The sequence below is a fragment of the Nitrospina gracilis 3/211 genome (assembly GCF_000341545.2).
Taxonomy (GTDB): Bacteria; Nitrospinota; Nitrospinia; order Nitrospinales; family Nitrospinaceae; genus Nitrospina; species Nitrospina gracilis.
The window spans coordinates 1,021,819-1,046,820 of the sequence record NZ_HG422173.1; the positions used below are offsets into that span (position 1 = coordinate 1,021,819).

General features: G+C 58.5%; 19 protein-coding genes and 4 tRNA genes. 19 read left to right on the plus strand and 4 right to left on the minus strand.

All coding sequences use genetic code 11. From position 1 onward, the window contains the following. Positions 1-847: class I tRNA ligase family protein (locus tag TX82_RS04815; RefSeq protein WP_042250567.1), on the minus strand; the 847-nt coding region annotated here is incomplete at its 3' end. A gap of 768 nt (positions 848-1,615) precedes the next feature. Here TX82_RS04815 and TX82_RS04820 point away from each other — a divergent pair. Continuing rightward, the gene (locus tag TX82_RS04820; protein WP_005007642.1) at positions 1,616-3,076 is read left to right on the plus strand and encodes a sodium/proline symporter; all 1,461 of its coding nucleotides are present in this window, start codon (positions 1,616-1,618) and stop codon (positions 3,074-3,076) included. A gap of 139 nt (positions 3,077-3,215) precedes the next feature. On the opposite strand, the gene TX82_RS04825 is transcribed toward TX82_RS04820, so the two are convergent. The 3 genes from TX82_RS04825 to TX82_RS04845 are packed head-to-tail and all read right to left on the minus strand — an operon-like array spanning position 3,216 to position 6,449. Further along, complete coding sequence (locus tag TX82_RS04825; RefSeq protein ID WP_005007644.1) at positions 3,216-3,860, minus strand: tetratricopeptide repeat protein; 645 nt, start codon at positions 3,858-3,860, stop codon at positions 3,216-3,218. Between the two features lie 56 nt (positions 3,861-3,916). After that, positions 3,917-5,182 (minus strand): 3-deoxy-D-manno-octulosonic acid transferase, encoded by a 1,266-nt coding sequence (locus tag TX82_RS04830; RefSeq protein WP_338038056.1) that lies wholly within the window; start codon positions 5,180-5,182, stop codon positions 3,917-3,919. A 4-nt stretch (positions 5,183-5,186) separates the two neighbouring features. Then, the gene (locus TX82_RS04845) at positions 5,187-6,449 is read right to left on the minus strand and encodes a 3-deoxy-D-manno-octulosonic acid transferase (protein WP_005007646.1); all 1,263 of its coding nucleotides are present in this window, start codon (positions 6,447-6,449) and stop codon (positions 5,187-5,189) included. 63 nt (positions 6,450-6,512) lie between these two features. Between TX82_RS04845 and lpxK the strand changes: the two genes are divergently transcribed. The 18 genes from lpxK to rpsL all read left to right on the plus strand — a co-directional run bounded on the left by lpxK (position 6,513) and on the right by rpsL (position 24,984). After that, positions 6,513-7,625, plus strand: a complete 1,113-nt coding sequence (gene lpxK / locus TX82_RS04850; RefSeq protein ID WP_005007648.1) for a tetraacyldisaccharide 4'-kinase — start codon at positions 6,513-6,515, stop codon at positions 7,623-7,625. Next, positions 7,612-8,103, plus strand: a complete 492-nt coding sequence (locus TX82_RS04855) for a methyltransferase family protein (protein WP_144079085.1) — start codon at positions 7,612-7,614, stop codon at positions 8,101-8,103. Before lpxK ends, TX82_RS04855 begins: the two co-directional genes overlap by 14 nt. 154 nt (positions 8,104-8,257) lie before the next feature. Further along, complete coding sequence (locus TX82_RS04860) at positions 8,258-10,597, plus strand: PDZ domain-containing protein (protein WP_042250577.1); 2,340 nt, start codon at positions 8,258-8,260, stop codon at positions 10,595-10,597. Positions 10,598-10,608: 11 nt separating this feature from the next. Then, complete coding sequence (locus TX82_RS04865; RefSeq protein ID WP_005007653.1) at positions 10,609-11,862, plus strand: amidohydrolase family protein; 1,254 nt, start codon at positions 10,609-10,611, stop codon at positions 11,860-11,862. 393 nt (positions 11,863-12,255) lie between these two features. Continuing rightward, positions 12,256-12,340 (plus strand) — tRNA-Tyr (locus TX82_RS04870). A 19-nt stretch (positions 12,341-12,359) separates the two neighbouring features. Further along, positions 12,360-12,436: transfer RNA gene (locus tag TX82_RS04875), tRNA-Gly, on the plus strand. A 22-nt stretch (positions 12,437-12,458) separates the two neighbouring features. Continuing rightward, a tRNA-Thr gene (locus tag TX82_RS04880) sits at positions 12,459-12,530 on the plus strand. 108 nt (positions 12,531-12,638) lie between these two features. After that, positions 12,639-12,788, plus strand: a complete 150-nt coding sequence (rpmG, locus tag TX82_RS15665; protein WP_084603965.1) for a 50S ribosomal protein L33 — start codon at positions 12,639-12,641, stop codon at positions 12,786-12,788. Between the two features lie 95 nt (positions 12,789-12,883). After that, positions 12,884-12,958, plus strand: a tRNA-Trp gene (locus TX82_RS04885). A gap of 23 nt (positions 12,959-12,981) precedes the next feature. Further along, a complete protein-coding gene (gene secE, locus TX82_RS04890; RefSeq protein WP_005007655.1) occupies positions 12,982-13,170 on the plus strand; it encodes a preprotein translocase subunit SecE in 189 nt (62 codons plus the stop codon). Further along, entirely contained in the window at positions 13,167-13,733 is a 567-nt protein-coding gene (gene nusG / locus TX82_RS04895; RefSeq protein WP_005007656.1) for a transcription termination/antitermination protein NusG, read from the plus strand. The genes secE and nusG overlap by 4 nt, the downstream gene beginning before the upstream one ends. Before the next feature lie 29 nt (positions 13,734-13,762). After that, positions 13,763-14,197, plus strand: a complete 435-nt coding sequence (rplK, locus tag TX82_RS04900; RefSeq protein ID WP_005007657.1) for a 50S ribosomal protein L11 — start codon at positions 13,763-13,765, stop codon at positions 14,195-14,197. 20 nt (positions 14,198-14,217) lie between these two features. Further along, positions 14,218-14,907: a 50S ribosomal protein L1 gene (gene rplA, locus TX82_RS04905; RefSeq protein ID WP_042251896.1), complete on the plus strand. Its 690-nt coding sequence runs from the start codon at positions 14,218-14,220 to the stop codon at positions 14,905-14,907. A gap of 83 nt (positions 14,908-14,990) precedes the next feature. After that, the gene (rplJ, locus tag TX82_RS04910; protein ID WP_005007659.1) at positions 14,991-15,521 is read left to right on the plus strand and encodes a 50S ribosomal protein L10; all 531 of its coding nucleotides are present in this window, start codon (positions 14,991-14,993) and stop codon (positions 15,519-15,521) included. Positions 15,522-15,603: 82 nt separating this feature from the next. Next, on the plus strand, positions 15,604-15,987 hold the full coding sequence (gene rplL / locus TX82_RS04915) for a 50S ribosomal protein L7/L12 (protein ID WP_005007661.1): 384 nt from the start codon (positions 15,604-15,606) through the stop codon (positions 15,985-15,987). Between the two features lie 70 nt (positions 15,988-16,057). Then, the gene (gene rpoB, locus TX82_RS04920) at positions 16,058-20,263 is read left to right on the plus strand and encodes a DNA-directed RNA polymerase subunit beta (RefSeq protein WP_005007662.1); all 4,206 of its coding nucleotides are present in this window, start codon (positions 16,058-16,060) and stop codon (positions 20,261-20,263) included. A gap of 120 nt (positions 20,264-20,383) precedes the next feature. Beyond that, positions 20,384-24,439 carry a DNA-directed RNA polymerase subunit beta' gene (rpoC, locus tag TX82_RS04925; protein ID WP_042251901.1) on the plus strand — a complete coding sequence of 1,352 codons (4,056 nt, stop codon included), beginning with the start codon at positions 20,384-20,386 and terminating at the stop codon, positions 24,437-24,439. A 167-nt stretch (positions 24,440-24,606) separates the two neighbouring features. Further along, positions 24,607-24,984: a 30S ribosomal protein S12 gene (gene rpsL, locus TX82_RS04930; protein ID WP_005007664.1), complete on the plus strand. Its 378-nt coding sequence runs from the start codon at positions 24,607-24,609 to the stop codon at positions 24,982-24,984. Positions 24,985-25,002: the final 18 nt, after the last annotated feature.

Here is a 25,002-nt window from a genome sequence, read left to right on the forward strand (position 1 = left end):
CATCGACCGCCTGTTCCTGTTCCGTGCCGCGCGACAGTTTTTTGGTCAGCGGGTGTTCCGGCGCGAGCACCATGAACGTCGCGCCCCACAGCGTGTCCGGCCGCGTGGTGAAGATGCGGATGGTCTCCTTCGCGCCTTTCACTGCAAAGTCCACCTCCGCGCCGAAGCTCTTGCCGATCCAGTTGCTCTGCATCGCCAGCACCTGCTCCGGCCAGCCGCCTTCCAGTTCCCTGCAGCCTTCCAGCAGGCGGTCGGCGTATTCGGTGATTTTGAAGAACCAGCCTTCCTGTTCTTTTTTGATGACCACGTTGTCGCAACGCCAGCAGCGGTCGTCGATGACCTGTTCGTTGGCGAGCACCGTCTGGCACGATTCGCACCAGTTGACCGTCGAGTTCTTACGGTACACCAGGCCGCGTTCGTGGAATTTCAGGAAGCACCACTGGTTCCACTTGTAGTAATCCGGCTTGCACGTCGCCACCTCGCGGCTCCAGTCGTAGCTGAGGCCGAGCCGCTTCAACTGCGTGCGCATGGTGTCGATGTTCTCGAACGTCCACTTGGCGGGGTGCGACTTGTGCTGGATGGCGGCGTTCTCCGCGGGCATGCCGAAGCTGTCCCAGCCGATGGGGTGCAGGACGTTGTAGCCTTTCATCATCTTGAAGCGGGCGAGGGCGTCGCCGATGGTGTAGTTGCGCACGTGGCCCATGTGGATGCGCCCGGAGGGGTAGGGGAACATCTCCAGAAGATAGTACTTTTCTTTCGACGGGTCCTCGGTGACGGAGAACGACCGGTTCGTGTCCCAGTGCTCCTGCCAGCGCGCTTCAATGGCTTTGTGATCGTATTCCTGCATGGTCGGGATGGGTCCTCGTGGAGATAAAAGGTGAATGAATCCGAAACCCGTATAGTAACCAAAACCGCCCGCCGTTTCCACCCGCCGGACAGCGTCTGGTGGCAAATAATGTAAAACAAAAATAAAAGGGAATGGCCTGAGCCATTCCCTTTTAAATTTTGAAAAGGTTAAATCACACCACAGGTCGGCCTGTATCTTGATCTGATTTCCTTTTCTATTCTCATTCGATTGGCCTCGTTGGTATACAGGACTGCAACTTTAAGAGCTTGGTTGCAGTTTCTTTTCCAACATGGTTTTCGTTCATGATTTTCATGAACGCTCCTTTTGACGGTCCCTGATTCACCGACATCAATCAGGTAATTCCCTCTGAACCCGCAATCCAGAATGGCGTACACGCCAGATTGATTTCTTATGGCCCATTTTAGATCAATGGAAAAAGGACCTTCAAAATTGTAACCATTTATTGATATACCCATTTTCTTCTCCTATACAATATGGGTGTTTTTAATTGACGGAGAAATGCAAAATGGGTACATTGAAAGTGCCTTACACATTTGTATTTCCCGCCGTTCAGGCGCAGAAAACCGCTACCCCACGTAGCGGTTTTCTTTTGCCCTAACCCCTACATCTTGTAGGGTCCATCCTAAGGTACCACTATATATTGTGATGTCAATCCAGTTTTTCCACAGGCTAAGCTCCTGAGTTTGAAAGCTTTTTGGTTCCGCAGCCACATGGAATTTCCGCCCACAGCGCTTTACAATGGAGGGTATGACGGAACTGTCCGGGGCCATCATCGTCGTCTTCTGCCTGTACGTCCTGCTGATGCTCGCCATTGGCTGGGCGACCTCGCGCTACCAGAAATCGGCGTCGCATTACTTCCTGGGCGACCGCTCGCTGAAAGCGTGGGTGACGGCGGTGTCCTCCACCGCCTCCTCCGAAAGCGCGTGGGCGGTGCTGGGTACGGTAGGGCTGGCGTACAAGGACGGCCTCGCCGCGTTGTGGTTTTTGCCCGGCTGTCTGCTCGGGTACGCGCTCAACTGGTTTTTCCTCGCCGAACGCCTGCGCAAGCATTCGCTCGACACCGGCGCGATCACCCTCCCTGATTATTTCGAATTCCATTTCAACGACAAAACCCGCGTGCTGCGCATGTTGTCGGTGGGCATCATTTTCTTCAGCATGATGGCGTACGTGGCGGCGCAGTTCACCGGCATCGGCAAAACCTTCGATGCCATCTTCGGCATCCCGCACACTGTGAGCATCCCGGTCGGCGGCGCGATCATCATCGTCTATACGATGATGGGCGGCTTTCTGGCGGTGGCGTGGACCGATTTCGTGCAGGGACTCATCATGGTCGCGGGACTGGTGGTGCTGGCAGTCGTCGGGTTCGTGCACCTCGGCGGATTCTCCGGCGTCGCCGAACAGGTGAACGCCGCCTCGCCGGAAACATTGCAGTGGATGGGCGGCAAGCCGACCGCCGTGTTCTTCGGCTCGATGATCGGCCTGTTGGGCATCGGCCTCGGCTACCCCGGCCAGCCGCAGGTGCTGAACCGTTACATGGCGGCGAAGAACAAGAAAGTGATCGAGACCGGCGTGTGGATCGCGCTCGGCTGGGGATTCCTGGTGTACGGATCGGCGATCCTTTTGGGCATCTGCGGCAACGCGCTGTACCCGACGCTGGACGATCCCGAACACCTGTTCCCGCGTGCCGCGACGGACCTGTTGCCGACGGGACTGACCGCGGTGGTTTTGACCGGGGTGATGGCAGCCATCATGTCCACCGTCTCCGCGCTCATCATCGTCGCCACTTCATCCGTGGCGCACGACGTGTACTCGAAGATGATCAACCCCAACCTCACGCATGAGCAGATCGTGCGCATCAGCCGTTACACCGTGCTGGCCCTGGGCATCGGCGCCATGCTGATTTCGCTGATGGAGACACGCGTCATTTTCTGGTTCGTATTGCTGGCGTGGTCGGCGTTGGGATCGAGCTTCGGCCCGGTGATCCTGTTTTCGCTGTACTGGAAGGGCGTGACGCGCGAGGGCGCGATCGCGGGCATGGTGACGGGCTTCGTCACCACCGTCGTCTGGTATCACAGCGGCATGAAGGATGTGCTGTACGAGATGATCCCCGCCTTCACCCTGGCCACCCTCGCCGTGTATGTAGTGAGCAAACTAACCGCGCACAAAGCTTCCGCTACCGTAACCACCAATCCCGAGCGGTCTGAATAAAGAAGTCGCTTTACAAGCATTGCCCCCTCTGTTCGCCACTCCTTGTTGATTTATGAGGAAATTGCAATTACGCATAAGATCAAAACAACCCAGCGAATTCCGTTACATAAATAATGACGGTTAATCATAGTGAATCCCTTTAGCGTGTCTTGGGGCAGTTCTGATTGTAGCGGGTGGGTTTGAAATGGGCTTGTTGGCCAGAGTTCTGTTCGCGGATTGTTTCCGCTCGCTTAGCGATCGTATCTGCTTGCTGCTCTGCACCGGTTTTGCGCAGGGCTGAGGCGTGCTCATCCAGAATATTAGCGAAAGCTATGGGATCTGTTTTTTCGCCACCCAAAATCTCTGCCAATTGGATACCCTTGTCGAAATAAGGGATCGATTGGGCATATTGGTCACTATCATAATAAAATCTCGCCAGTTCAAAGTAACTTTTTGCCTTGAAGTCCAGGGGAAATTCCAGCCTCTCTTTTATCTCCAGTGACTGCAGCATATATTTTTCTGCTTCTTCGTGATCGCACAAGTATCCGGAAATTCTGCCGTATTCATAAGCCGCATAAGCCCATTCTTCTTCACTCAGGTTGCCCAAATTGACATTGATAAGAGCCCTTTTGTAATTTTCTCGTGCAAGTTCCAGGTTGCCCCTGTTCTCCGCAACATTCCCCGACTCGATATATTTTCTAAAAGTCACCCTATTGATGGGGTTCGCACAGGACGCAAACATTGTCATCAATAAAAAGAATATTAACAGTTGGCTCCATTTAACTGGGCGGACGATGTTCAACATGGTCCCTCCAATAGTTTATTTGATGGGATTTGTATAGTTCTCCAACGCACGTAGGATCAATCCTGCCATCTCACGCGAGGCGCCTTTTTTTCTTTGACCAGCGTCACCGCTTTCTCCGTCAGTTTGGCGTGCAGGGTGTCTTCCTCGAACAACTCAGTGATGCGTTTGGCCATGGTGTCGGCATCGGCGACTTCGATGGCGATGCCGAGCGCGCCCAGTTCGTCCGCCGAGTGCTGCACGTTTTCGACGAAGGGTCCGTGCAGAACGACCTTGCCCTGCGCCGCCGGCTCGATGAGGCTGTGCCCGCCGCCGGGCGCGACGAGACTGCGCCCGACAAACGTCACGTCGCCCACCGCGTACAGCTTCGCCAGCTCGCCCATGGTGTCGAGCACGATCACGTCGCGGCCGTGGGAGTCGTCGGGCTTCAACTCGCTTTTGCGCATGGCGTCGAGGCCGCGCGCCTCGATCAGTTTCATCACCTCGCCCACCCGTTCCAGCCGCCGGGGCGCGAGCACCAGCGTCAGTTTGGGGAACCGCGCGCGCAGTTGTTCGTAGGCATCGAGCACGATGGCCTCTTCGCCCGGATGTGTGCTTCCCGCCACCCACACCGGATGGCTGGCCGGAATGCGCAACGCCTCGCGCAGGCGGAAGCCTTCCGGCTCGCCGACGGGTTTCAGTCCGTCGTACTTGGTGTCGCCCACCACGCGCAGTTTCTCCGGTTCCGCGCCGAGGCTGACCATCGCCTGCCGCCCCGCCTCGCTCTGCATGCAGATGAGGTCGAAGCGATTGAGCAGTCCGCGCACCCACGGCTTGACGAAGCCGTAGCACTTGAGCGATTTCTCCGACAGCCGCCCGTTGAACAGCACCTGCGGGATGCCGCGCGCTTTCAGCAGGTAGATCATGCCCGGCCAGAAGCCCGTGTCGGTGAGCACGTAGAGGTCGGGGCGGATGCGCGCCAGCGCCAGATTGAGAAACGGCCAGCAGTCGATCGGCGCAAAGAAGATCTGGCGCGCGAACGGCATCTGCCGCCGTGCGCCGTCGTAACCGGAATCGGTGGTGACCGACACCACGATATCGAGATCGGGCCGGTCCTCATGCAGGCGGCGCAGTACCGGCGCAGCGGCGTTGACCTCGCCGAACGACAAGGCCTGCACCCAGACGAGCGGACGTCCTTCCTCGCGGTTCACGCTCGGCACGTAGCCGAAGTGGTGACCCAGCCCGCGTGTTTTTTTGCCATTGATGATGCAGTAGAAAAAAACAGCGGCAGGACGAGGATGACGGCGAGACTCGACAGCGTGTGGTAGAGAAGGGACATAAAGGATCCGGTCACTCGGTTGTGGGTGCGAGCAGCTGTTCGAGGATGCGCAGGTTCGCGTCCAATGCGCCGCGGTTTTTTTCGACGGTCTCGTGCGCCAGCCGGCCGCGCAGTTCGATGTCTTCCGGTTGCTCCAGGAGATTGCGAAGCACCGGATAAAGTTCGTCCTCGCTCGTCAGCTGAATGCCGCCGCCGGACTCCACCAAAAGCCTAGCTTCTTCCCGGAAGTTGTCCATGTGCGGACCGAACACCACCGGCACGCCGTGCAGGGCAGGCTCGAGGATGTTTTGCCCGCCGAACTCCGGGCTGAAGCCGCCGCCGACGAACGCCAGTTGGCTCTGCCGGTAAAAGTCGTTGAGGTGGCCGATTTCATCGACCAGTACGATGGCGGTGTCGTCGTTCGGTTGCCCGTCCAGCTCGCTGAACCGCTGGTAATGCAGACCGCGGTTGAGGAGCATCGCCTCCACCTCGTCGCAACGGTTCGGATGACGCGGCGCAAGGACGAACCGCTTCGGCGCATTTCCCACTTCCTGCATGAGGCGGGTGATGGCGTCGAGGATGGGTGGTTCGTCGCCGGGGCGCGTCGAACCGAACACGACAAGCGACGCGTCCTGTCTTTCCTGCGGGGTGGCGGCGGTTTCCGGCAGGGCGTCGAATTTCATGTTGCCCGTGGTGTCCACCCGCGCTTCTGGAATGCCCAGGCTCAATAAACGTTCCGTGTCTTCTTCGGAACGCATGGCGAAGCGGTTCACGCCTGCGACCATCCAACGGAACAGGGGAGCGATCTGCCGGTAGCGTCTGGCGGACTTCCTCGACATGCGGCCGTTGACCAGCAGGACCGGCACCTCCCGCGCCGCGCACTGGTGCAGGAGTCCCGGCCAGAACTCGGCTTCGATCAACACCAGCAGGGCCGGGTGCAGTCGGTCGAGCACCCCGGCGGTGAGCCAGAACAAATCCGGCGGCAGACGGAACACGGGACAGAGATCGAACTCCACCGCCTGCCGGTATCCCGTCGGGGTGAAGGTGGAGAGCACCACCTGGTGGTGCGGAAAGCGTTTTAGCAGTCCCTGGATCAACACCCGCGCGACCCGCACCTCGCCGACGGAAGACGCGTGCACCCACAGCGTGTCATTGCAGGCTGGCAGGGATTTCCAGTTGCTCCAGCGTTCAAGCATTTCCTCGCGGAAGTCGGCATTGAATGCCATCCGCACGAGGAGGAAAGGCGAAACCGCCACAAACACGAGGCCTGTGATAAGATGATAGATCGCAATCATGGCTTTGATTATAAACCAGATACAGGCGTTTTGGGGACACGCCGGGGAAATCCGAAAACAAAAATGAGCATCGAGTCCTTGTTCTACCAGGTCATCTCTCCCGGCCGCCGCTTCTACCATGTGCCACTCTACCTCCTTTTAAGAAGCGTGTCGGTATTTTACGGTCTGGCACAGAAACTGCGGGTGGCCTGTTACCGCATGAAAATCCTGCCGACGCGCAAACTGGAGAAACGCGTGATCAGCGTTGGCAACCTGACGCTGGGCGGTACGGGAAAAACGCCGACCGTGGTGTGCATCGCCGAAATCCTGAAACGCCACGGGTACCGTCCGGCGGTGTTGAGCCGCGGATACGGGGGCGAGTCGCCGCTGGCGGTCAACGTGGTTTCCGACGGCAGGGACGTGTTGATGTCGCCCGCCGAGGCCGGGGACGAGCCGGTGATGATGGCGCGTCGGCTGGAAGGCGTGCCCGTGCTCACCGCCAAGAGCCGGTATGCCAGCGGACGCTTCGCCATCGACAATCTCGGAGCGGATGTGTTGATCCTCGACGACGGCTACCAGCACCTGCCGCTTTACCGCGATCTCAATATCATTTTATGTGATCATCAGGATCCTTTCGGCAACGGATGCATTTTCCCGGCGGGCGAACTGCGGGAGCCGCTCAGCCAGATCGAACGCGCCGACGTCATCTGCCTCACCCGCTACCGTCCCTCGGTGAACCACAGCCTGATCGACCACAACCCGAAGCAGGTTCCCGTCATCGCCACGCAACTCAGGCCGATCGATCTCATCCATCCGCCGACGGGCAAGGTGACGCCGCTTTCCGAATTGAAAGGGCGGCGCGTGGGGTTGTTCTGCGGTATCGGCAATCCTGCCGACTTCAAGGCATCGCTCGAGGCGCTGGGCGCGGAGGTGGTGGCAAAATTCGCCTTCCCGGATCATTACGCCTACCGCGGCGAGGATTTAAAAGAAATCGAGACGCGTGCCCGCAAAAACGGGGCGGAACTCCTCGTGACCACGGAAAAAGATGCCGTTAAGTTCTTCGATCATGCGTTTGAATTGCCGTGGCACGTGCTCCGCGTTGCGCTGGAAGTGGTGGAAGGTGAGGAAGCCTGGTTGCGCTTGATCGTGCCGGAGCATTCTGGGGAACGCGTGGGGGGTGCCGGTGCCGGAACCTGATGCAGAACGGGAAGCGGACGGCTCAACCGACGGAGCGATGTCTCCGGTCAAAAGCCTGGTGTTCACCATCGCCATTCCGTCTGTGTATCTTGGCGCATTGCTGGTGGCGTGGCTGGGGCCGAAACATTTCGGCTTCGGTGTGAGGCCGCTGGTGTATGCCGGGTTGACGGTGGGCCTGTCGGGCCTTTTGTTCTGGATCGTGGCGATGGTGCAGCTGGGGAAGTCGCTCGCGGTGCTTCCCGGGGGCGACCGGCTGGTGAGCCGCGGTGTGTACCGCTGTGTTCGGCACCCGGTGTACTGGGGCATCGTGCTTACGTTTTTCGGATTGTTCCTTGCGGTGGGATCGGTGCAGGGGATGGTTTATCTTTTTGTTGTGGTGGTGCCGCTCAACATCGTGCGCGCGCGGCAGGAAGAGCGTGCAATGCAGAAAAAATTCGGCGAGGCCTACACCCGTTACCGCCGGCAGACGTGGTTTTGAACTTCGAGTGAACGTGAACTGGATGAACGAACAAGGCGGTATTGTGGTTAAAGGCTTTGCGTGCGGGGCTGTCTGCGCGGTGTTGCTCTTTGGGATTACGTCGACCGCGGCTTGGGCTGAAGGACCGCCTCCACCCAGGGGAACGCATGTACCGGTGGAATCCCCTCCTTCTTCCGGCGGATCGGATTTATTTTCGCTGTATCCCTTGCTGGGGCTGCCCACCGTCAAGCAGGAAGTGCCGGTATTGACCGTGCTTCAGGAAACCAATGATACGGGCTGGCTGGGGATCGCGCCGCGCGAGACCAAGCCGGTATTCCTTCCCGGCGCGGATGATTTCACCCCCGCGCTTCGCGTGCACCGCGTCTATCCCGGTTCGACGGCGGACAAGGCGGGGTTGCTGGTCACCGACCGCATCGTGGCCGTCAACAACGAGCCGTTGCAGCTCGGCGCCGAAAACTCGCTGGTTGTGCATTTCAAGAACCGTGTGGCCCAGGTGGGGGCGGGCGGCAACCTGGAACTCAAACTCCTGCGTGGCGAGGGGGTGATGGACCTGGCGCTCACGCTCGATCCCATCCCGACGCACCCCCCCGTTCTGCCCGTGCATCCGGAACTGGACCGGCTTCACGCCGAGGCGAGGGAAACCTTTTTTTTGCAGACTCTGGAGCGCGAAGGCATGAAGGGTGAATTTAAAAAAACCCTGCGCGCCATGAAAACCGCCTCCGAGCGTGTGTTGACGACTGCCTTTGCGGGCGGGGAGGCGAATCCCTTCCGCCTGGGTGAGGTGAATTACGTCCTGCACCGGCCCATGGACCTGCCGTGGCTGGCTCACCTGCTGACGCGTTCCGTCCATCGTTCCTTTTCGGCCGAAACCCAGCGATTGGGTTCCCTTGTACGGGGGGGACTGGAGGCGCTGGGGGTGGAGAAGGATGCTGACGATTCTGTTCTCATGGAAAAGGCGTATATCCCACCCACGGACCTGGGCGATTTTATCGACCGTCTGGCGAAAGCCATGAATGAAGCCGAAATCCTGAGGCGCGAATCGTTTGCGAAACTGACCGTGGAAGAGATCCAAATGCTTGAGGAGGGTATCCGCGACTGGCTCTTTCAGGATCTGGTGGACGACGCGCTTGATCGAACGGAAATCGAGAAACGGGAAATGGAAGACCGGTTCCTGAAGTGGTTCGAGATAGCTATTAAAGTGGACCGCCACAAACTCCTTGTTGCGGGGAAACGCATCGCCGAGGTGCTGGACCTGCAATGGCTCAAATCGTGGAAGCAGAGCGGCGCTTCCTTCCGGCCCTTCCGCGAGGGCTGGGTGGTGCGTGAGGAGCGAGACCGGGTGGCGATCCGCACTGCGGGCATCACTATCGTGGTGGGCGACGGCCAATCCAACTTGTACAGCGAGGATGCCGATGTGATCATCGATCTCGGCGGCGACGACCGTTACCTCAACACCGCCGGGGCCAGCCAGGTGGGGCGACGCAACATGGTGGTGATCGATCTCGATGGCGACGACCTGTACCTGTCGCGTGGTTGGAGCCGGCAGGGCGCCGGACTGCTGGGTGCCGGGTTTCTGCTCGATCTCGGCGGCAACGACCGGTATGTGACCGATCACTTTTCGCAGGGCGCGGGGTTCCTCGGTGTCGGTGTGCTGGTGGACACGGGTGGGCAGGACCGGTACCAATGCCAGGTGTTCTGCCAGGGTGCGGGGTTTCTGGGCATCGGCATCCTGGCGGATGGGGGCGGGGACGATGCGTTTTCCAACGCCATTTACGGACAGGGCCTGGGAGCGACCGGCGGTTATGGCCTTCTGGTCGATGCTGCCGGGCAGGACCGCTACACTTCCGGCGGTTCGTTCGCGGATTATTCCGAGCCCATTCTGGCGTTCCGCTCCATGGCTCAGGGTGTGGGCCTGGGGCATGACCGCTGGGACAGCCTGATCCAGTTGTCCGGCGGAATCGGGATCCTCTCCGACCAGAATGGCAACGACACCTATGTGGCCGATTACTTTGCGCAGGGTACGGGGAAGACTTACGGGCTCGGCATTCTGCATGATGAAAACGGGGACGACCGGTACCTCGCCGGACGCTACGCCCAGGGTACCGGGATGCGCCAGGGAGCCGGGTTGCTGCTGGATGGTCACGGTGACGACGATTACCTGTCCCACGCCGGGGTGTCGCAGGGGGTCGGTCACGAAACCGGTGTGGGTATGTTGATCGATCGCGCCGGGGATGACCGCTTCACCAGCAGTCTCCTTTCGCAGGGGGCGGGCAACGGAAACGGCATCGGCCTGCTGGTGGATACCGATGGAGATGACGAGTACGCCTGCCGCGACCTGGGGCAGGGATTCGGTCTGTTCGATCCGGTGGCCGGGCAGGGCGGGTTCGGGTTCCTGTTCGATACCGGCGGTGGCAACGACCGCTATTCCCTCGGCCGCGGCAACGACGGCATCTCCAAAAACGAAGGCTGGGGCCTTTCCGCCGACCTGCACTGAAGGAACCGGTCATGACCGCATCCGTTCGCACACGCATCCTCTTTGAAAAACTGGTCACCATGACCGGACGCGATTACGAACGGGGCGAGGTCTGGGTGAAGGACGGTCGGGTCGAGTCTATTCAGGATACCGTCACCCCGGGCAACCCCGCTCCTACTATTGACCTCACCGGCCACCTGCTTCTGCCCGGCTTCGTCAACGCCCACAGCCACATGGGCCTGTGCGCACTGGAAGGCAAGCTGACGCCGCGGACGCCGTTTGCCGACTGGATTTTGGATGTGGTCGCCGCCAATACGGCGCTCAACTGGAGCGACCGGGTAGGAGCCCTGCACCGGCACAGTCAAACCATGTTGTCTACAGGCGTCACGCTGCTGGGAGATTATCTGGCCAACCCGGAATTGCTGGTGGAGCTGGCCCGTCTTCCGTTTCGCCAGGTACTGTTTCTGGAAACCCTGGGCTTTCCTGAAGAAGACGCGGTTGCCCGCGCGGACCGGGTGGAGGGTTTGGTCCAGGAACACGAATCCCAGGGTGGGCGCATCCGCCTGGGCATCGCCCCGCACGCGCCGTATTCGGTTTCGGCGAAATTGCTCCGCCGGTTGAAAGTCATTGCGCAGAACCACCGTTGCCCGATTTCCTGTCATGTAGCCGAGGTGCCGGAAGAGCGTGAATTCCTGCAAACCGGTGAGGGACCCATGCGGCACCTTCTGGAAACACGGGGCGTGTTCAACCCCCGGTGGCGTCCTCCCGAACTGGGGCCGGCGGCCTACCTGGATCAACTCGGAGTGCTGGAGGGACTGGTGGGCGTCCACCTGAACGACGTGGCAGGGGATCTGGACTTATTGGCCCGGCGGAATGTCACGGCCGTGTTCTGTCCCGGAAGCACCCGCTGGTTCGGCCGCGAGCGTTATATGCCGGTTCGCCAGCTGCTGGACCGCGGGGTGCCGGTGGGGTTGGGCACGGATTCCCTGGCCAGCAATGAATCGTTGAATTTCCTGCGTGAATTGAAGCTGGCCGAAGAAATGTTGCCGGAGGTGAGCCGTGCCGAAATTTTGACCATGGCCACCCGCTGGGGTGCCGAAGCGCTTCACAGCGAGGCCGGAACGGTGGAACCGGGCCGCTGCGCCGACCTCATCGCCTTCCGTATGGGGTCTGAGACAGAAAACTGGTTCGATATACCATTTGAAAATGGGGGGCGGCAGGTGGACTGGGTGATGATCCAGGGAAATCCGGTCCCCCCTCACCCGGGCCCGATGGAAGAATCATAACTTATTGAAAGCGTGAAGGTTTGTGGTAATTCTCCAAAGCGGTCAGAAAAACGGAAAAAAATCCAGAAAGCTTCAAAAAAATTTGTTTCCCTTGCGAAATCCATGATAAATTGAATCGGGATTTTGGCGGAAAATCTCCTAGCCTCAAATTTGGCCTGAATTTAGTTCTTTTTTATTGACACTAATCGAAACAAACAAGTAGAATCCATATTTTCGCGCACATAACGTGGGTTGGCATGGCCCGGTTGTTGACACCGCAGACGGAAGGTTTGCGGGGGAGGCCGAAGGGCGTACGTGTCGCCTGCGTAACGTATTGTTTATAAAAGGCTTTTGGGTTCAGTAAGTTGAGAGCCCTTTTTTATTTTTAGCGGGGTTGTTTTAACCTCAGGAGCTGGGGAGATTCCCGAGCGGTCAAAGGGACCAGACTGTAAATCTGGCGGCTCAGCCTTCGGAGGTTCGAATCCTCCTCTCCCCACCATTTTCAAACTACGGTTCCAGCGGGAATAGCTCAGTTGGCTAGAGCGTCAGCCTTCCAAGCTGAGGGTCGCGGGTTCGAGTCCCGTTTCCCGCTCCAAAACAGAGGCATGATTTATCAGGCCCACGTAGCTCAGTGGTGGAGCACTTCCTTGGTAAGGAAGAGGTCATCGGTTCAATCCCGATCGTGGGCTTGCCGTTTTTGATATAGAGAAGTGAAAAATACGTTGCCGGAGCAACCTGACACTTTATGAGAGCCGGTGCCGGATCCGGTTCTTCTTTCTGATGGAAATAGTTGAACGATGAGGGATATTGTACTTTTGGCGTGCGGTGAGTGTAAGCGACGGAATTATTCCACCACCAAGAACAAAAAGAAAACCACGGGCCGTTTGGAATTCAGCAAGTATTGCAGGTTCTGCAGGAAGCACACTCCTCACAAAGAAACTAAATAACAACTCATCAGCAGTCAGGTGGGGTTGCGCCGGGAGACCGGCGGGAGTCTGTCATGTGCAGGCGTCTCCTTCGGTGGCCTTCATGAAAATGAGATAGGCCAGTAGCTCTAATTGGTTAGAGCACTAGACTCCAAATCTAGGGGTTGGGGGTTCGAATCCCTCCTGGCCTGCGTGCTTACGCATCGGGTGGTTCATGCTCGCAAAAAGTAAAGAATTCCTGTCCGGAGTCAAGGCGGAAGTCAAAAAGGTCACCTGGCCTTCCCGTAAGGAGTCCGTGGGCGGCACCATGGTCGTGCTCGTCGTGGTGGCGTTCATCGGCCTGTTTCTTTGGATCGTGGACACGATCCTGTCCAAAATCGTGGAGGGCATGCTTTCCGGATGAGTGAAGAAAATGTGGACATGGAAAACGCGGTGGCCAAGGGGAAGGACTGGTATGTCATTCATACCTATTCCGGCTACGAGAACAAGGTCAAGCTGAGCCTGGAAGAGCGCTTTGCGCACCAGGGGGTCCGCGACAAGCTGGGTGAGATCGTTATCCCCACGGAAGAAGTTGTGGAGGTGCGTCAGGGCAAAAAGAAAATCAGTTCGCGCAAGTTCCTGCCCGGGTACGTATTGATCTCGGTGGATATGGATCAGGACGTCTGGTACCTGATCAAGAACACGCCGAAGGTCACCGGGTTTCTGGGCGGCACGGAGCCGACGCCTTTGTCCGAGGCGGAGGTCAAGGAAATCATGGACCAGGTCAAGGGCGAGTCCCAGCGGCCGAAGCCGAAATTCCAGTTCGAGAAGGGCGAGGGCGTACGAGTGATCGACGGCCCGTTCATGAACTTCAACGGCACGGTAGAGGAAGTGAACCACGACAAGGGCAAGGTGAAGGTCATGGTTTCTATTTTCGGTCGGGCGACGCCGGTGGAGCTGGAATTTCCGCAGATTGAGAAAGTCTGAGCAGTACGAATTCGAAAGGTTGAAACAACATGGCCACTAAGAAAAAGAAGGTTGCGGCGCAGATCAAGCTGCAGATAGCCGCCGGGCAGGCAACGCCTTCGCCGCCCGTAGGGCCGGCGCTCGGTCAGAACGGCGTCAACATCATGGATTTCTGCAAGGCGTTCAATGCCGCCACGCAGGGCCAGGAAGGTATGATCATTCCGGTCGTCATCTCGGTGTATGAGGACCGCAGTTTCAGTTTCATCACCAAGTCGCCGCCCGCCTCGGTTCTGCTCAAGCAGGCGGCGGGCATTGCCAAGGGCTCGACCCACCCCAGCAAGGAAAACGTGGGCACGGTGACGCGGGCGCAGGTGAAGGAAATCGCCGAAATCAAAAAGGCAGACCTCAACGCATACGATACGGACGCGGCGATGAAGATCATCGAGGGGTCCGCAAAAAGTATGGGCATCAAGGTTACGGATTAGGAGTGGAGAAAGGATTCAGCATGGCCAGGCATGGAAAGAAATACCGGGCGGCGGCGGAGAAGATCGACCGCAATCAGCGTTACGCGCTGGAAGAGGCGTTGCAGCTTGCCAAGGGCGGCGTGGAGGCCAAGTTCGACCAGTCGCTGGACGTGGCGGTGAGGCTGGGCGTCGATCCCCGGAAGGCGGACCAGAACATCCGCGGCAGTGTGGTGCTTCCCAAGGGCACGGGCAAGAAGTTCCGCGTGCTGGTGTTCGCCAAGGGAGAGAAGGAAACCGAAGCCAAGGAAGCGGGCGCGGAGTTCGTCGGCGGTGACGACCTGGTGAAGAAGATTCAGGACGGCTGGTTTGAGTTTGACCGCGTCGTGGCCACGCCGGACATGATGGGCACCGTGGGCAAGCTCGGCAAGGTGCTGGGCCCGAGGGGCCTCATGCCCAACCCGAAGACCGGCACCGTCACCTTCGACGTGGCGGACGCCATCCGGCAGATTCAGGCGGGCAAGGTGGATTTCCGCGTGGACAAGGCGGGTATCGTGCACGCATCGGTGGGCAAGGCCAGTTTTTCGGTGGAAGACCTTGCGGAGAATTTCAAGGAGTTCATGGGCACGCTGGTCAAGATGAAGCCCTCTACGGCAAAGGGCGTGTACATCCGGGGCGTGTCGTTGTCCACCACCATGGGGCCGGGAGTTAAGGTCGCTTACACCGGCGCCTGAACGGGCGGGGACGGATCGTAATCACGGAACTGCAGTTGAGGAATTGAAGCGGGCGGTTTGAGAAAAAGGAAAGGGAGCGCGTCGTGCCGACACCAGTGAAAGCAAAAGAAATAGAACGGTTGAACGGAGTGTTCGCCAAGGCCAAGTCAGCGGTGCTGGCAAATTACCAGGGCCTGTCGGCAGAGCAGATGACACAACTTCGGTCGCACATGCGTGAGCGGTCGCTGGAATTCAAGGTCATCAAGAACACCCTCGCCCGCATTGCGGCGAAGAACACGCCCTTCGAGGTTTTGGATACCTCGTGGGAAGGGCCTGTGTCCATCATCGTCAGCTTCGATGACGAGGTGGCTCCGGCCAAGGCGCTTTCCGACTTTGCCAAGTCGGGCGCAGAAAAAAATCCGCAGGTGGTCTGCGGCGTGGTGGATGGGCAGGCGGTGACGCCGGAACAGGTGAAGGCTTTGGCAGACCTGCCGTCCAAGGAAGTATTGATTTCGCAAATGCTTTCGGTCATGCAGGGCCCGACGCGCAACTTTGTCGGCGTGTTCGCCAGTCTGCAGCGCAGCCTGGTGGGAACCCTGGATGCCATCCGCGAGAAGAAGGCCCAGCAGGGCTGATTTTCGGGCGGACTCCAAAAGGCGAACGAAATTTTTTCGAAAATTATTTGAATAAGCGTTTCATCCCAGAAAGGAGATTGCAATGGCAGTCACGAAAGAGGACGTCGTTTCCTTCATCGACAACATGACGGTTTTGGAGATGTCGGAATTCGTCAAGGAATTGGAAGAGAAGTACGGTGTCACGGCAGCGGCCCCGGCCATGATGGCGATGCCGGCAGGTGCGGGTGGCGATGCCGGTGCGGCTGCGGAAGAGAAAACCGAGTTCGACGTGGTGCTGACTGCGGCCGGTGACAAGAAAATCCAGGTGATCAAGGAAGTGCGCGGCATCACGGGCCTGGGTCTGAAAGACGCCAAGGACCTGGTGGAAGCGGCTCCCAAGCCGATCAAGGAAGGTGTCAAAAAGGAGGAAGCTGAGGAGATCAAGAAGAAGATCGAAGAAGCCGGTGGAACTGTTGAGATTAAGTAATGCCTTTTGCCTTCTTTTGATGAGAGGGGAGTATGGCCATTAATCTTTAACAGGGGACTGGATTAAATCTATGTCTATCAAAACCACCGATCGAACCCAAAGCACTGTTCGTGAAAGGTTGGACTTCTCCCGGATCCCTGCGGTCATCGAGATTCCCAACCTGATTGGAATTCAAAAGAAGTCCTTTGAGTACTTCCTGCAGACGGAAACCGCCCCGTCGGAACGCAAAATCCAGGGTCTGGAGGAAGTGTTTCAGGATGTGTTCCCCATCTCCGACCTGAACATCAACGCCCGTATCGATTACGTGGGTTATGAAGTCGGCGTGTGGGAGTGTGCCTGCGGCGAGTACAAGGAACTCGGCGGCCTGGGTGTGGTGTGTGACGCCTGCGGCCAGGAAGTCAATTACAAGGAAAAGTTCAAGCTCGCGGAATGCCGCCAGAAGGGCCTCACCTACTCCGACCCGATCAAGATCATGGTGCGCATGGTCCTGTTTCAGCGTGAGAAGATCGAGCTCAACGCACGCATCCTGAAGGAACTGCCCGGCAAATACATTGTCGAAGAGGTGAAAAACCCGGAGACGAACAAGCCGCTCATTCCCTCCCGAACCGAAATCGACGCCACCGTCATTGAGGTCCTGCAAAAAGCCAAGGTGCAGGAGATCACCATCAATTCCGTCAAGGAAGTGAAGGAGCAGAAAATCTTCCTGGGCGAGATGCCGGTCATGGGTCCCACGGGAACGTTCATGATCAACGGCGTCGAGCGCGTGATCGTCAGCCAGATGCACCGTTCCCCCGGCGCGTTCTTCGCGCACGACAAGGGACGCAGTCACGTCAGCGGAAAAATTCTGTACAGCGCGCGGGTCATCCCGGACCGCGGTTCGTGGCTCGACTTTGAATTCGACATCAAAGACATCCTGCACGTCAAGATCGACCGCCGGCGCAAACTTCCGGCCACGGTTCTCCTGAGCGCCTTTGGCATGAGCCAGGAGGAAATCCTCGCTTCCTTCTACAACATCGAAAAAGTATCGCGGCTTGTCAAGGACGACCGGTACTTCATGGGCAGCAAGGGGCTCATGTGCGGCATCAAGGTGCTTGAAGACGTCATCGACCCCAAGACGGATGATGTTCTTGTGAAGTCCGGCAAGAAGGTGGCGCCGCAGCAGATCAAGAAACTGCGCCGCATGACCAAAACCCAGCGTGTTGAGATCGACAAGGAGACGCTGGCCGGTGGATACCTCGCGCAGGACATCGTGGACAAGGAAACCGGTGAGGTCCTGATCGAATCCAACACCGAAATCACCCCGGAGACGCTTGCGGTTCTGGCCAAGCACAACATCAGCGAATTTTCGGTGCTGTCCATCGACGAGGAAAACCCGGATACCACCATACGCGACACTCTGGCCCAGGCGAAGATTGCGGATTCGGATGAAGCCATCCGCGAAATCTACAAACGTCTGCGTCCTGGCGACCCGCCGACGACCGAGATCGCAAAAACGCTTTTCTACAACCTGTTCTTCAATCCGAAGCGGTATAACCTGTCGGTGGTGGGCCGGATCAAGATGAACCAGAAGTTTGGTCTGGATGTGCCGTTGGAGCACCGCCTGCTCACCCGCGAAGATCTCATTGCGGTCATCCGTTACATGGTGGACCTGCGAAACGGTGTGGGCGTGGTGGACGACATCGACCATCTGGGTAACCGCCGCGTTCGCGCGGTGGGTGAGTCCCTGGAAAACCAGTTCCGCGTCGGTTTGGTGCGCATGGAGCGCGCCATCATCGAGCGCATGTCCATTCAGGACCTGGATGTTTCCATGCCGCACGACCTGATCAACTCGAAGCCGGTCACCGCGGCGATCAAGGAATTTTACGGAAGCAGTCAGTTGTCCCAGTTCATGGACCAGACCAATCCCCTCAGCGAGGTAACGCACAAGCGGCGCCTCAGTGCATTGGGGCCCGGTGGCCTGACGCGCGAACGCGCGGGATTCGAGGTGCGGGACGTGCATCCGACCCATTACGGGCGAATCTGTCCCATCGAGACGCCGGAGGGACCGAACATTGGTCTCATTGCATCGCTCAGCACCTACGCGCGGGTGAACGACTACGGGTTTGTCGAAACCCCGTACCGCCGTGTGACGGAAGCCAAGGTGAGCGACAACGTCGAGTTTCACAACGCGATGGTCGAAGACGAGTATGTCATCGCGCAGGCCAACGCCCAGCTCGACGACAAGAACAGCTTCGTCAATGAAATCGTAGATGCGCGTCAGGGTGGCGACTTCATTCTGTCGCCGCGCGAAAAGATCAACCTGATGGACGTTTCGCCCAAACAGTTGATCAGCGTCGCCGCGTCATTGATTCCGTTTCTGGAAAACGACGACGCGAACCGTGCCCTCATGGGTTCCAACATGCAGCGTCAGGCCGTGCCGCTTCTGCAGACCGAGGCGCCTCTCGTTGGTACCGGTATGGAAGAGGTGGTGGCCCGCGATTCCGGCGCCGTGGTGGTGGCGGAGAACGACGGCGAAGTCATCAGCGCCGATGCGTCGCGTATTGTGGTGCGGACTTCCGGTCGCCAGAAGAGGAAAGGCATGCTGGATTCCAGTGTGGACATCTACACCCTGTCCAAGTACCAGCGCTCCAACCAGAACACCTGCATCAATCAGCGCCCGCTTGTCGGTACCGGCGAAAAGGTGAAGAAGGGTCAGGTCATCGCCGATGGGCCGTCGACGGACCGCGGTGAGCTGGCGCTCGGGCGCAACGTGCTGGTCGCGTTCATGCCGTGGGAAGGTTACAACTTCGAGGACGCCATCGTCATCAGCGAGAAGGTGGTGAAGGAGGACGTCTTCACGTCGGTCCACATCGAGGAGTTTGAGGTGGAGGCCCGCGACACCAAGCAGGGCAAGGAAGACATCACACGGGACATCTCGAACGTCGGCGAGGAAGCCCTCAGAAACCTGGACGACAGTGGCATCATCCGCATCGGTGCTTCGGTTGCGCCCAACGACATCCTGGTCGGCAAGATCACGCCCAAAGGCGAGACGCAGTTGAGTCCCGAAGAAAAACTGCTCAAGGCCATCTTCGGCGAAAAGGCGGGCGACGTGCGTGACACGTCCCTGCGCGTGCCGCCGGGCATCCAGGGCATCGTCATCGATGTCAAGGTGTTCTCGCGCAAGGGAGTCGACAAAGATTCCCGCACGCTGTCGATCGAGGAGGAGGAAGTCTCCAGGATCGAAAAGGACTTCAGCGACGAGATCGAGATCGTCAGGAACGAAAGCGAAAAGAAACTCCTGTCCATGCTGGTGGGCAAGCAGGTGACCAAGGTCACCACCATCGGCAAGAAGGTTTTCAAGAAGGGTCAGGACCTGACCGCGGAAGACCTCGCCAAAATGCCCACCAAGGACATGGTGAAGGTTCCGGTCAAGGACGTGGACCCGAACGAGTTGCAGCAGATCGAGGATGCCAGCAAGGACCAGATCCACATCCTCAAGACCATGATGAATGACAAGATCGCCAAACTGAAGAAGGGCGACGACCTGGCACCCGGCGTCATCAAGCTGGTGAAGGTGTTCGTTGCCATGAAACGCAAGCTTCAGGTGGGCGACAAAATGGCCGGCCGTCACGGCAACAAGGGTGTCGTCTCCAAGATCGTTCCGGAAGAGGACATGCCCTATATGGATGATGGAACGCCGATCGAGCTGATACTCAATCCGCTCGGCGTACCGTCCCGTATGAACGTCGGCCAGATTTTCGAAACCAACCTCGGCATGGCGGCCAAGGCCAGCGGCAAGCACGTCGCGACGCCCGTCTTCGATGGCGCAAAGGAAGACGATGTTCGCAGAATGCTCGTCGATTCCGGCTGTTCGCCCACCGGCGAAGTCAGTCTGTTCGACGGACGCACCGGCCAGCCGTTTCACCAGAAGGTCATGGTGGGGTACATCTACATGCTCAAACTGCATCACCTTGTGGATGACAAGATCCACGCCCGGTCCACCGGACCCTACTCGCTCGTCACCCAGCAGCCGCTGGGCGGAAAGGCGCAGTTCGGCGGTCAGCGGCTGGGTGAGATGGAGGTCTGGGCGCTCGAAGCATATGGCGGCGCCTACACCCTGCAGGAGATGCTCACGGTCAAATCCGACGACGTCGAGGGCCGCAAACGGATGTACGAAGCCATCGTCAAGGGCGACACGAATCTCACGCCCAGCCTTCCGGAATCGTTCAACGTCCTGGTCAAGGAACTGCAGAGTCTGGCCATCGACGTGGAACTGATGGAAACCGCCAGCAAGTAGCGGCCGCCGGGGCGACAGGAACGGCTTCCTGTCCGGAAACGAATTTTTAAATAAACTTTCATTTAGGAGACCACGCTTGTGGATACCCTGAACATTTTTGAAAAACCCAAGAATCCGATCATGTTCGACGCCATCCGGGTAAGGCTGGCCTCTCCGGAAAAAATCCGGTCTTGGTCGTACGGGGAAGTCAAAAAGCCGGAAACCATCAATTACCGGACCTTCAAGCCAGAGCGGGACGGCCTGTTCTGCGCCAAGATCTTCGGCCCGGTGAAGGATTGGGAGTGCAACTGCGGCAAGTACAAGCGCATGAAGCACAAGGGGGTGGTGTGCGAAAAATGTGGAGTGGAAGTCATCCTGTCCAAGGTCCGCCGCGAGCGCCTGGGGCACATCGAACTGGCCAGCCCCGTCGCGCACATCTGGTTCTTCAAGGGACTGCCGAGCCGCATCGGCCACGTGCTGGATCTCACGCTCAAGGAACTTGAGCGCATCATTTATTTTGAAAACTACGTGGTGGTCGATCCCGGCGAATCGGATTTCAAACCCGGCCAGCTCCTGGATGAAAAAGAATACCGAGAGGCGGAAATCGAGTACCCGCACGGACTGAAGGTGATGGTCGGTTCCGAAGCGGTGTACGAAATGCTGAAGAACATCGACCTGGACGCCACCGCCGAGCAGCTGAAGGAAAACCTGGCGAAAACCACCTCGGTGCTCAACAAACGCAAGATCGCCAAGCGCCTCAAGATCATCGAGGCCTTCCGCAAATCCGGCAACCGGCCGGAGTGGATGATCCTGAGCGTGGTGCCGGTCATCCCGCCGGAGTTGCGCCCGCTGGTGCCGCTCGATGGCGGCCGCTTCGCCACCTCCGATCTCAACGACCTGTACCGCCGTGTCATCAATCGCAACAACAGGCTGAAGCGGTTGATGGAACTGAAAGCGCCGCAGATCATCATCCGAAACGAAAAGCGCATGTTGCAGGAAGCGGTGTCGGCGCTGTTCGACAACGGCCGCCGTGGCCGGACGCTTCGCGGTACCAACAAGCGTCCGCTCAAATCGTTGAGCGACATGCTGAAGGGCAAACAGGGACGTTTCCGCCAGAACCTGCTTGGAAAGCGCGTCGATTACTCCGGCCGATCGGTCATCGTGGTTGGTCCCGAACTCAAGCTGCACCAGTGCGGGCTGCCTAAGAAGATGGCGCTCGAGCTGTTCAAGCCGTTCATCTTCAACCGGCTCGAGCAGAAAGGTTATGCCGCCACCATCAAGACCGCCAAGAAGATGGTCGAGCAGGAACGCGCCGAGGTGTGGGAGGTATTGGAAGAAGTCATCCAGAAGCATCCGGTTCTCTTGAACCGCGCGCCTACCCTGCATCGTCTCGGCATCCAGGCTTTCGAGCCGGTGTTGATCGAGGGCAAGGCCATCCGCATCCACCCGCTGGTGTGCACCGCGTTCAACGCGGATTTCGACGGCGACCAGATGGCCGTGCACGTGCCGCTCTCGATGGAAGCGCAGGTCGAGGCGAAACTGCTCATGATGGCGCCCAATAACGTGCTGTCTCCGGCCAACGGCAAGCCCATTGCCGTGCCCAGTCAGGACATTGTTCTCGGCTGTTACTACATGACCAAGATCCGCGGCAGCGTGCCCGGCGAGGGGCGCGTGTTCTCCAACCTGCGCGAGGTGCGCGCGGCGTACGATCACGGAGAACTGCACCTGCAGGCGAAGATGATGGTCGAAGTGGACGGCAACTTGGAAGTCACCACCACCGGCCGCGTTCTCTTGTATGAGGTATTGCCCGAAGAACTGCCGTTCAAGCTGGTCAACCAGGAGATGAACAAGAAAACCCTGTCCAACCTGATTTCCACGTCGTTCCAGATTGTGGGCCGGGAGAAAACCGTCGCGCTGTTGGATGCGGTCAAGACCCTCGGGTTTCATTACGCGACCGAGGCGGGCCTGTCTATTTCGACCGAATACATGCGGATTCCGAAGGCGAAGGAGACGCTCGTCAACAAGGCCGGCGATGAAGTGCTCCGCGTTTACAACCAGTACCGCGACGGCCTCATCACCAACGGCGAACGCTACAACAAGGTCATTGACATCTGGGCGCACGTCACCGAGCGCGTCTCGGAAGAGATGTTCCGCGAGCTGGAAGTCGAAGATGAAAATATCGTCAAGGGCGTGGAGGCCAAGGACTTCAACTCGATCTTCATCATGGCCGACTCCGGAGCGCGCGGCAGTTCGCAGCAGTTGCGGCAGCTGGCCGGCATGCGCGGCCTGATGGCCAAGCCGTCGGGTGAGATCATCGAGACGCCCATCACCGCGAATTTCCGCGAAGGGCTGTCGGTGATCCAGTACTTCATTTCCACTCACGGCGCGCGCAAGGGTCTGGCCGATACCGCACTCAAGACCGCAAACTCCGGTTATCTGACCCGGCGCCTTGTCGACGTGGCGCAGGATATCATCATCATGGAAGAAGACTGCGGCACCCTGCGCGGCATTAAGTTGTCGTCGCTGGTGGAAGCGGGTGAGATCATCCAGCCTCTGGGTGAGCGCATCCTCGGCCGTACGTGCCTGGAAGACGTGCTCGATCCGTTCACCGGCGATGTGCTGGTCAAGGCGAACGAGATGGTCGATGAAAAAGTGGTCGAGGCCATTGAGAACGCCGGTATTGAGGGCATCCGCATCCGCTCGAACCTGACCTGCGAATCGAAGCAGGGGTTGTGCGTGAAGTGCTACGGACGCAACCTGGCCACCAACGGCTGGGTGGAGATCGGCGAGCCGGTCGGCGTGATCGCCGCACAGTCCATCGGTGAACCGGGCACCCAGCTCACCATGCGGACGTTCCACATCGGCGGCACCGCGAGCCGCGTGGTCGAGCAGACCACGCTCAGCACGAAGAAGGGCGGCATCATCAAGTACCAGGGTCTGCGCACGATCAAGAACCAGCGCGGCGAGATCATCGTCATGAACCGCAACGGAAGCCTGGTGGTGCAGGACGAAAACGGCCGGGAAAAGGAAAGATATTCCGTCGTCTATGCGGCGAAGCTCAAGGTGCACGACGGGCAGGAAGTCCACGAAAACCAGACGCTGGTCGAATGGGACCCGTACACCAACTCGATCCTCACCGAAGTTGAGGGCACCATCGCTTTCGGCGACGTGGTGGAAGGCATCACCATGAAAGAGGACTTCGACGAAATCACCGGTTTGTCCACCAAGGTCATCATCAGCCACCGCGACGAAAAGCGCCAGCCGCGCATTTCGATCAAGGACGACAAGGGCGAAACCATCCGGCGTTACATTCTGCCCGCGGGCGCGCACATCAACGTCAACGAGGGCGACCGCGTGAATGCGGGTGACGTCATCGTCAAGATTCCCCGGGAGACGGCCAAGACGAAGGACATCACCGGCGGTCTGCCGCGTGTTGCGGAACTGTTCGAGGCGCGAAAGCCGCACGAGCAGGCGACCATTTCGGAGATCAGCGGTACCGTCAAGTTCGGCGGGTTCGTGAAAGGCATGCGGAAGGTGGTCATCGTCAACGACAGTGGTGAAGAGCGCGAGTACCTCATTCCGCGCGGCAAGCACATCAACGTGCATGAAGGCGACGAAGTGCAGGCCGGCGAGCCGCTCATGGATGGTGCGGCCAACCCGCATGACATCCTGCGCATTCTCGGTGAAAACGAGTTGCAGAAATACCTCGTCAACGAGGTGCAGGAGGTGTACCGCCTGCAGGGTGTCGCCATCAACGACAAGCATATCGAAGTCATCGTCCGCCAGATGCTCCGCCACCTTCAGGTGGAAGAGCCCGGGGACACCGACTTGCTGATTGGCGAGCAGGTGACCCGCAAGGTATTCAACGAAAAAAACCAGGAGACCATCAAGGAAAAAGGCAAGCCCGCGCAGGGTCAGCCGGTTCTTCTGGGAATCACGAAATCGTCTCTCAGCACCGAGAGTTTCATCTCCGCGGCCTCCTTCCAGGAAACCACGCGGGTGCTGACGGAAGTGGCGGTCAGCGGTAAGGAAGACCGCCTGTTTGGACTGAAAGAAAATGTGATCATGGGTAGGCTGATTCCGGCCGGAACCGGTTGCCGCGCCTACAGCGGCATCCGCATCGAGGAGCCGGAATTCGAGGAAACCGAGGAAGTCAAGCCGGTAGAAGAGGAAGAAACCCCGGCTGCGGTAGAGTAGGAAAAAATACCGGAAAATTCCCTTGACTCCCCGCATGGGAGTGATAAAATCCAAGCTTTTCGGCCTACTACAGACATACTCTGAACATTCCAACAAATTCAATTAGTTGAGGATGGGTCAACTGGGTTTTGTTAAGGTGTTGGTCCCTCTATCAGGAGAATTTTATTGTGCCGACCATTAATCAACTGGTCAAAAGAGGCCGGCGTAAGCCGGTAGAGAAAACGGCATCGCCGGCGCTGAAGTCGTGCCCGCAGAAACGGGGCGTGTGTGTGCGTGTGTACACCTCCACTCCGAAGAAGCCCAATTCGGCATTGCGAAAAGTGGCGCGCGTCCGGCTGACTAACGGAATGGAAGTGACGAGCTACATTCCGGGTGTCGGGCACAATCTCCAGGAGCACTCGATCGTTTTGATTCGCGGCGGCCGCGTTAAGGATCTGCCGGGTGTTCGTTACCATGTTGTGCGGGGCAGTCTGGATACGCTGGGCGTGGCCAACCGCATGCAGAGCCGTTCCAAGTACGGCGCCAAGAAACCGAAGAAAACCTAATAAGAATTATACGCAACC

Coding starts and splice junctions, on each gene's coding strand:
- TX82_RS04820 (WP_005007642.1), top strand. CDS start 1,616: ATGACGGAACTGTCCGGGGCCATCATCGTCGTCTTCTGCCTGTACGTC.
- TX82_RS04825 (WP_005007644.1), bottom strand. CDS start 3,860: ATGTTGAACATCGTCCGCCCAGTTAAATGGAGCCAACTGTTAATATTC.
- TX82_RS04845 (WP_005007646.1), bottom strand. CDS start 6,449: ATGATTGCGATCTATCATCTTATCACAGGCCTCGTGTTTGTGGCGGTT.
- lpxK (WP_005007648.1), top strand. CDS start 6,513: ATGAGCATCGAGTCCTTGTTCTACCAGGTCATCTCTCCCGGCCGCCGC.
- TX82_RS04865 (WP_005007653.1), top strand. CDS start 10,609: ATGACCGCATCCGTTCGCACACGCATCCTCTTTGAAAAACTGGTCACC.
- rpmG (WP_084603965.1), top strand. CDS start 12,639: ATGAGGGATATTGTACTTTTGGCGTGCGGTGAGTGTAAGCGACGGAAT.
- secE (WP_005007655.1), top strand. CDS start 12,982: ATGCTCGCAAAAAGTAAAGAATTCCTGTCCGGAGTCAAGGCGGAAGTC.
- nusG (WP_005007656.1), top strand. CDS start 13,167: ATGAGTGAAGAAAATGTGGACATGGAAAACGCGGTGGCCAAGGGGAAG.
- rplK (WP_005007657.1), top strand. CDS start 13,763: ATGGCCACTAAGAAAAAGAAGGTTGCGGCGCAGATCAAGCTGCAGATA.
- rplA (WP_042251896.1), top strand. CDS start 14,218: ATGGCCAGGCATGGAAAGAAATACCGGGCGGCGGCGGAGAAGATCGAC.
- rplL (WP_005007661.1), top strand. CDS start 15,604: ATGGCAGTCACGAAAGAGGACGTCGTTTCCTTCATCGACAACATGACG.
- rpoB (WP_005007662.1), top strand. CDS start 16,058: ATGTCTATCAAAACCACCGATCGAACCCAAAGCACTGTTCGTGAAAGG.
- rpoC (WP_042251901.1), top strand. CDS start 20,384: ATGTTCGACGCCATCCGGGTAAGGCTGGCCTCTCCGGAAAAAATCCGG.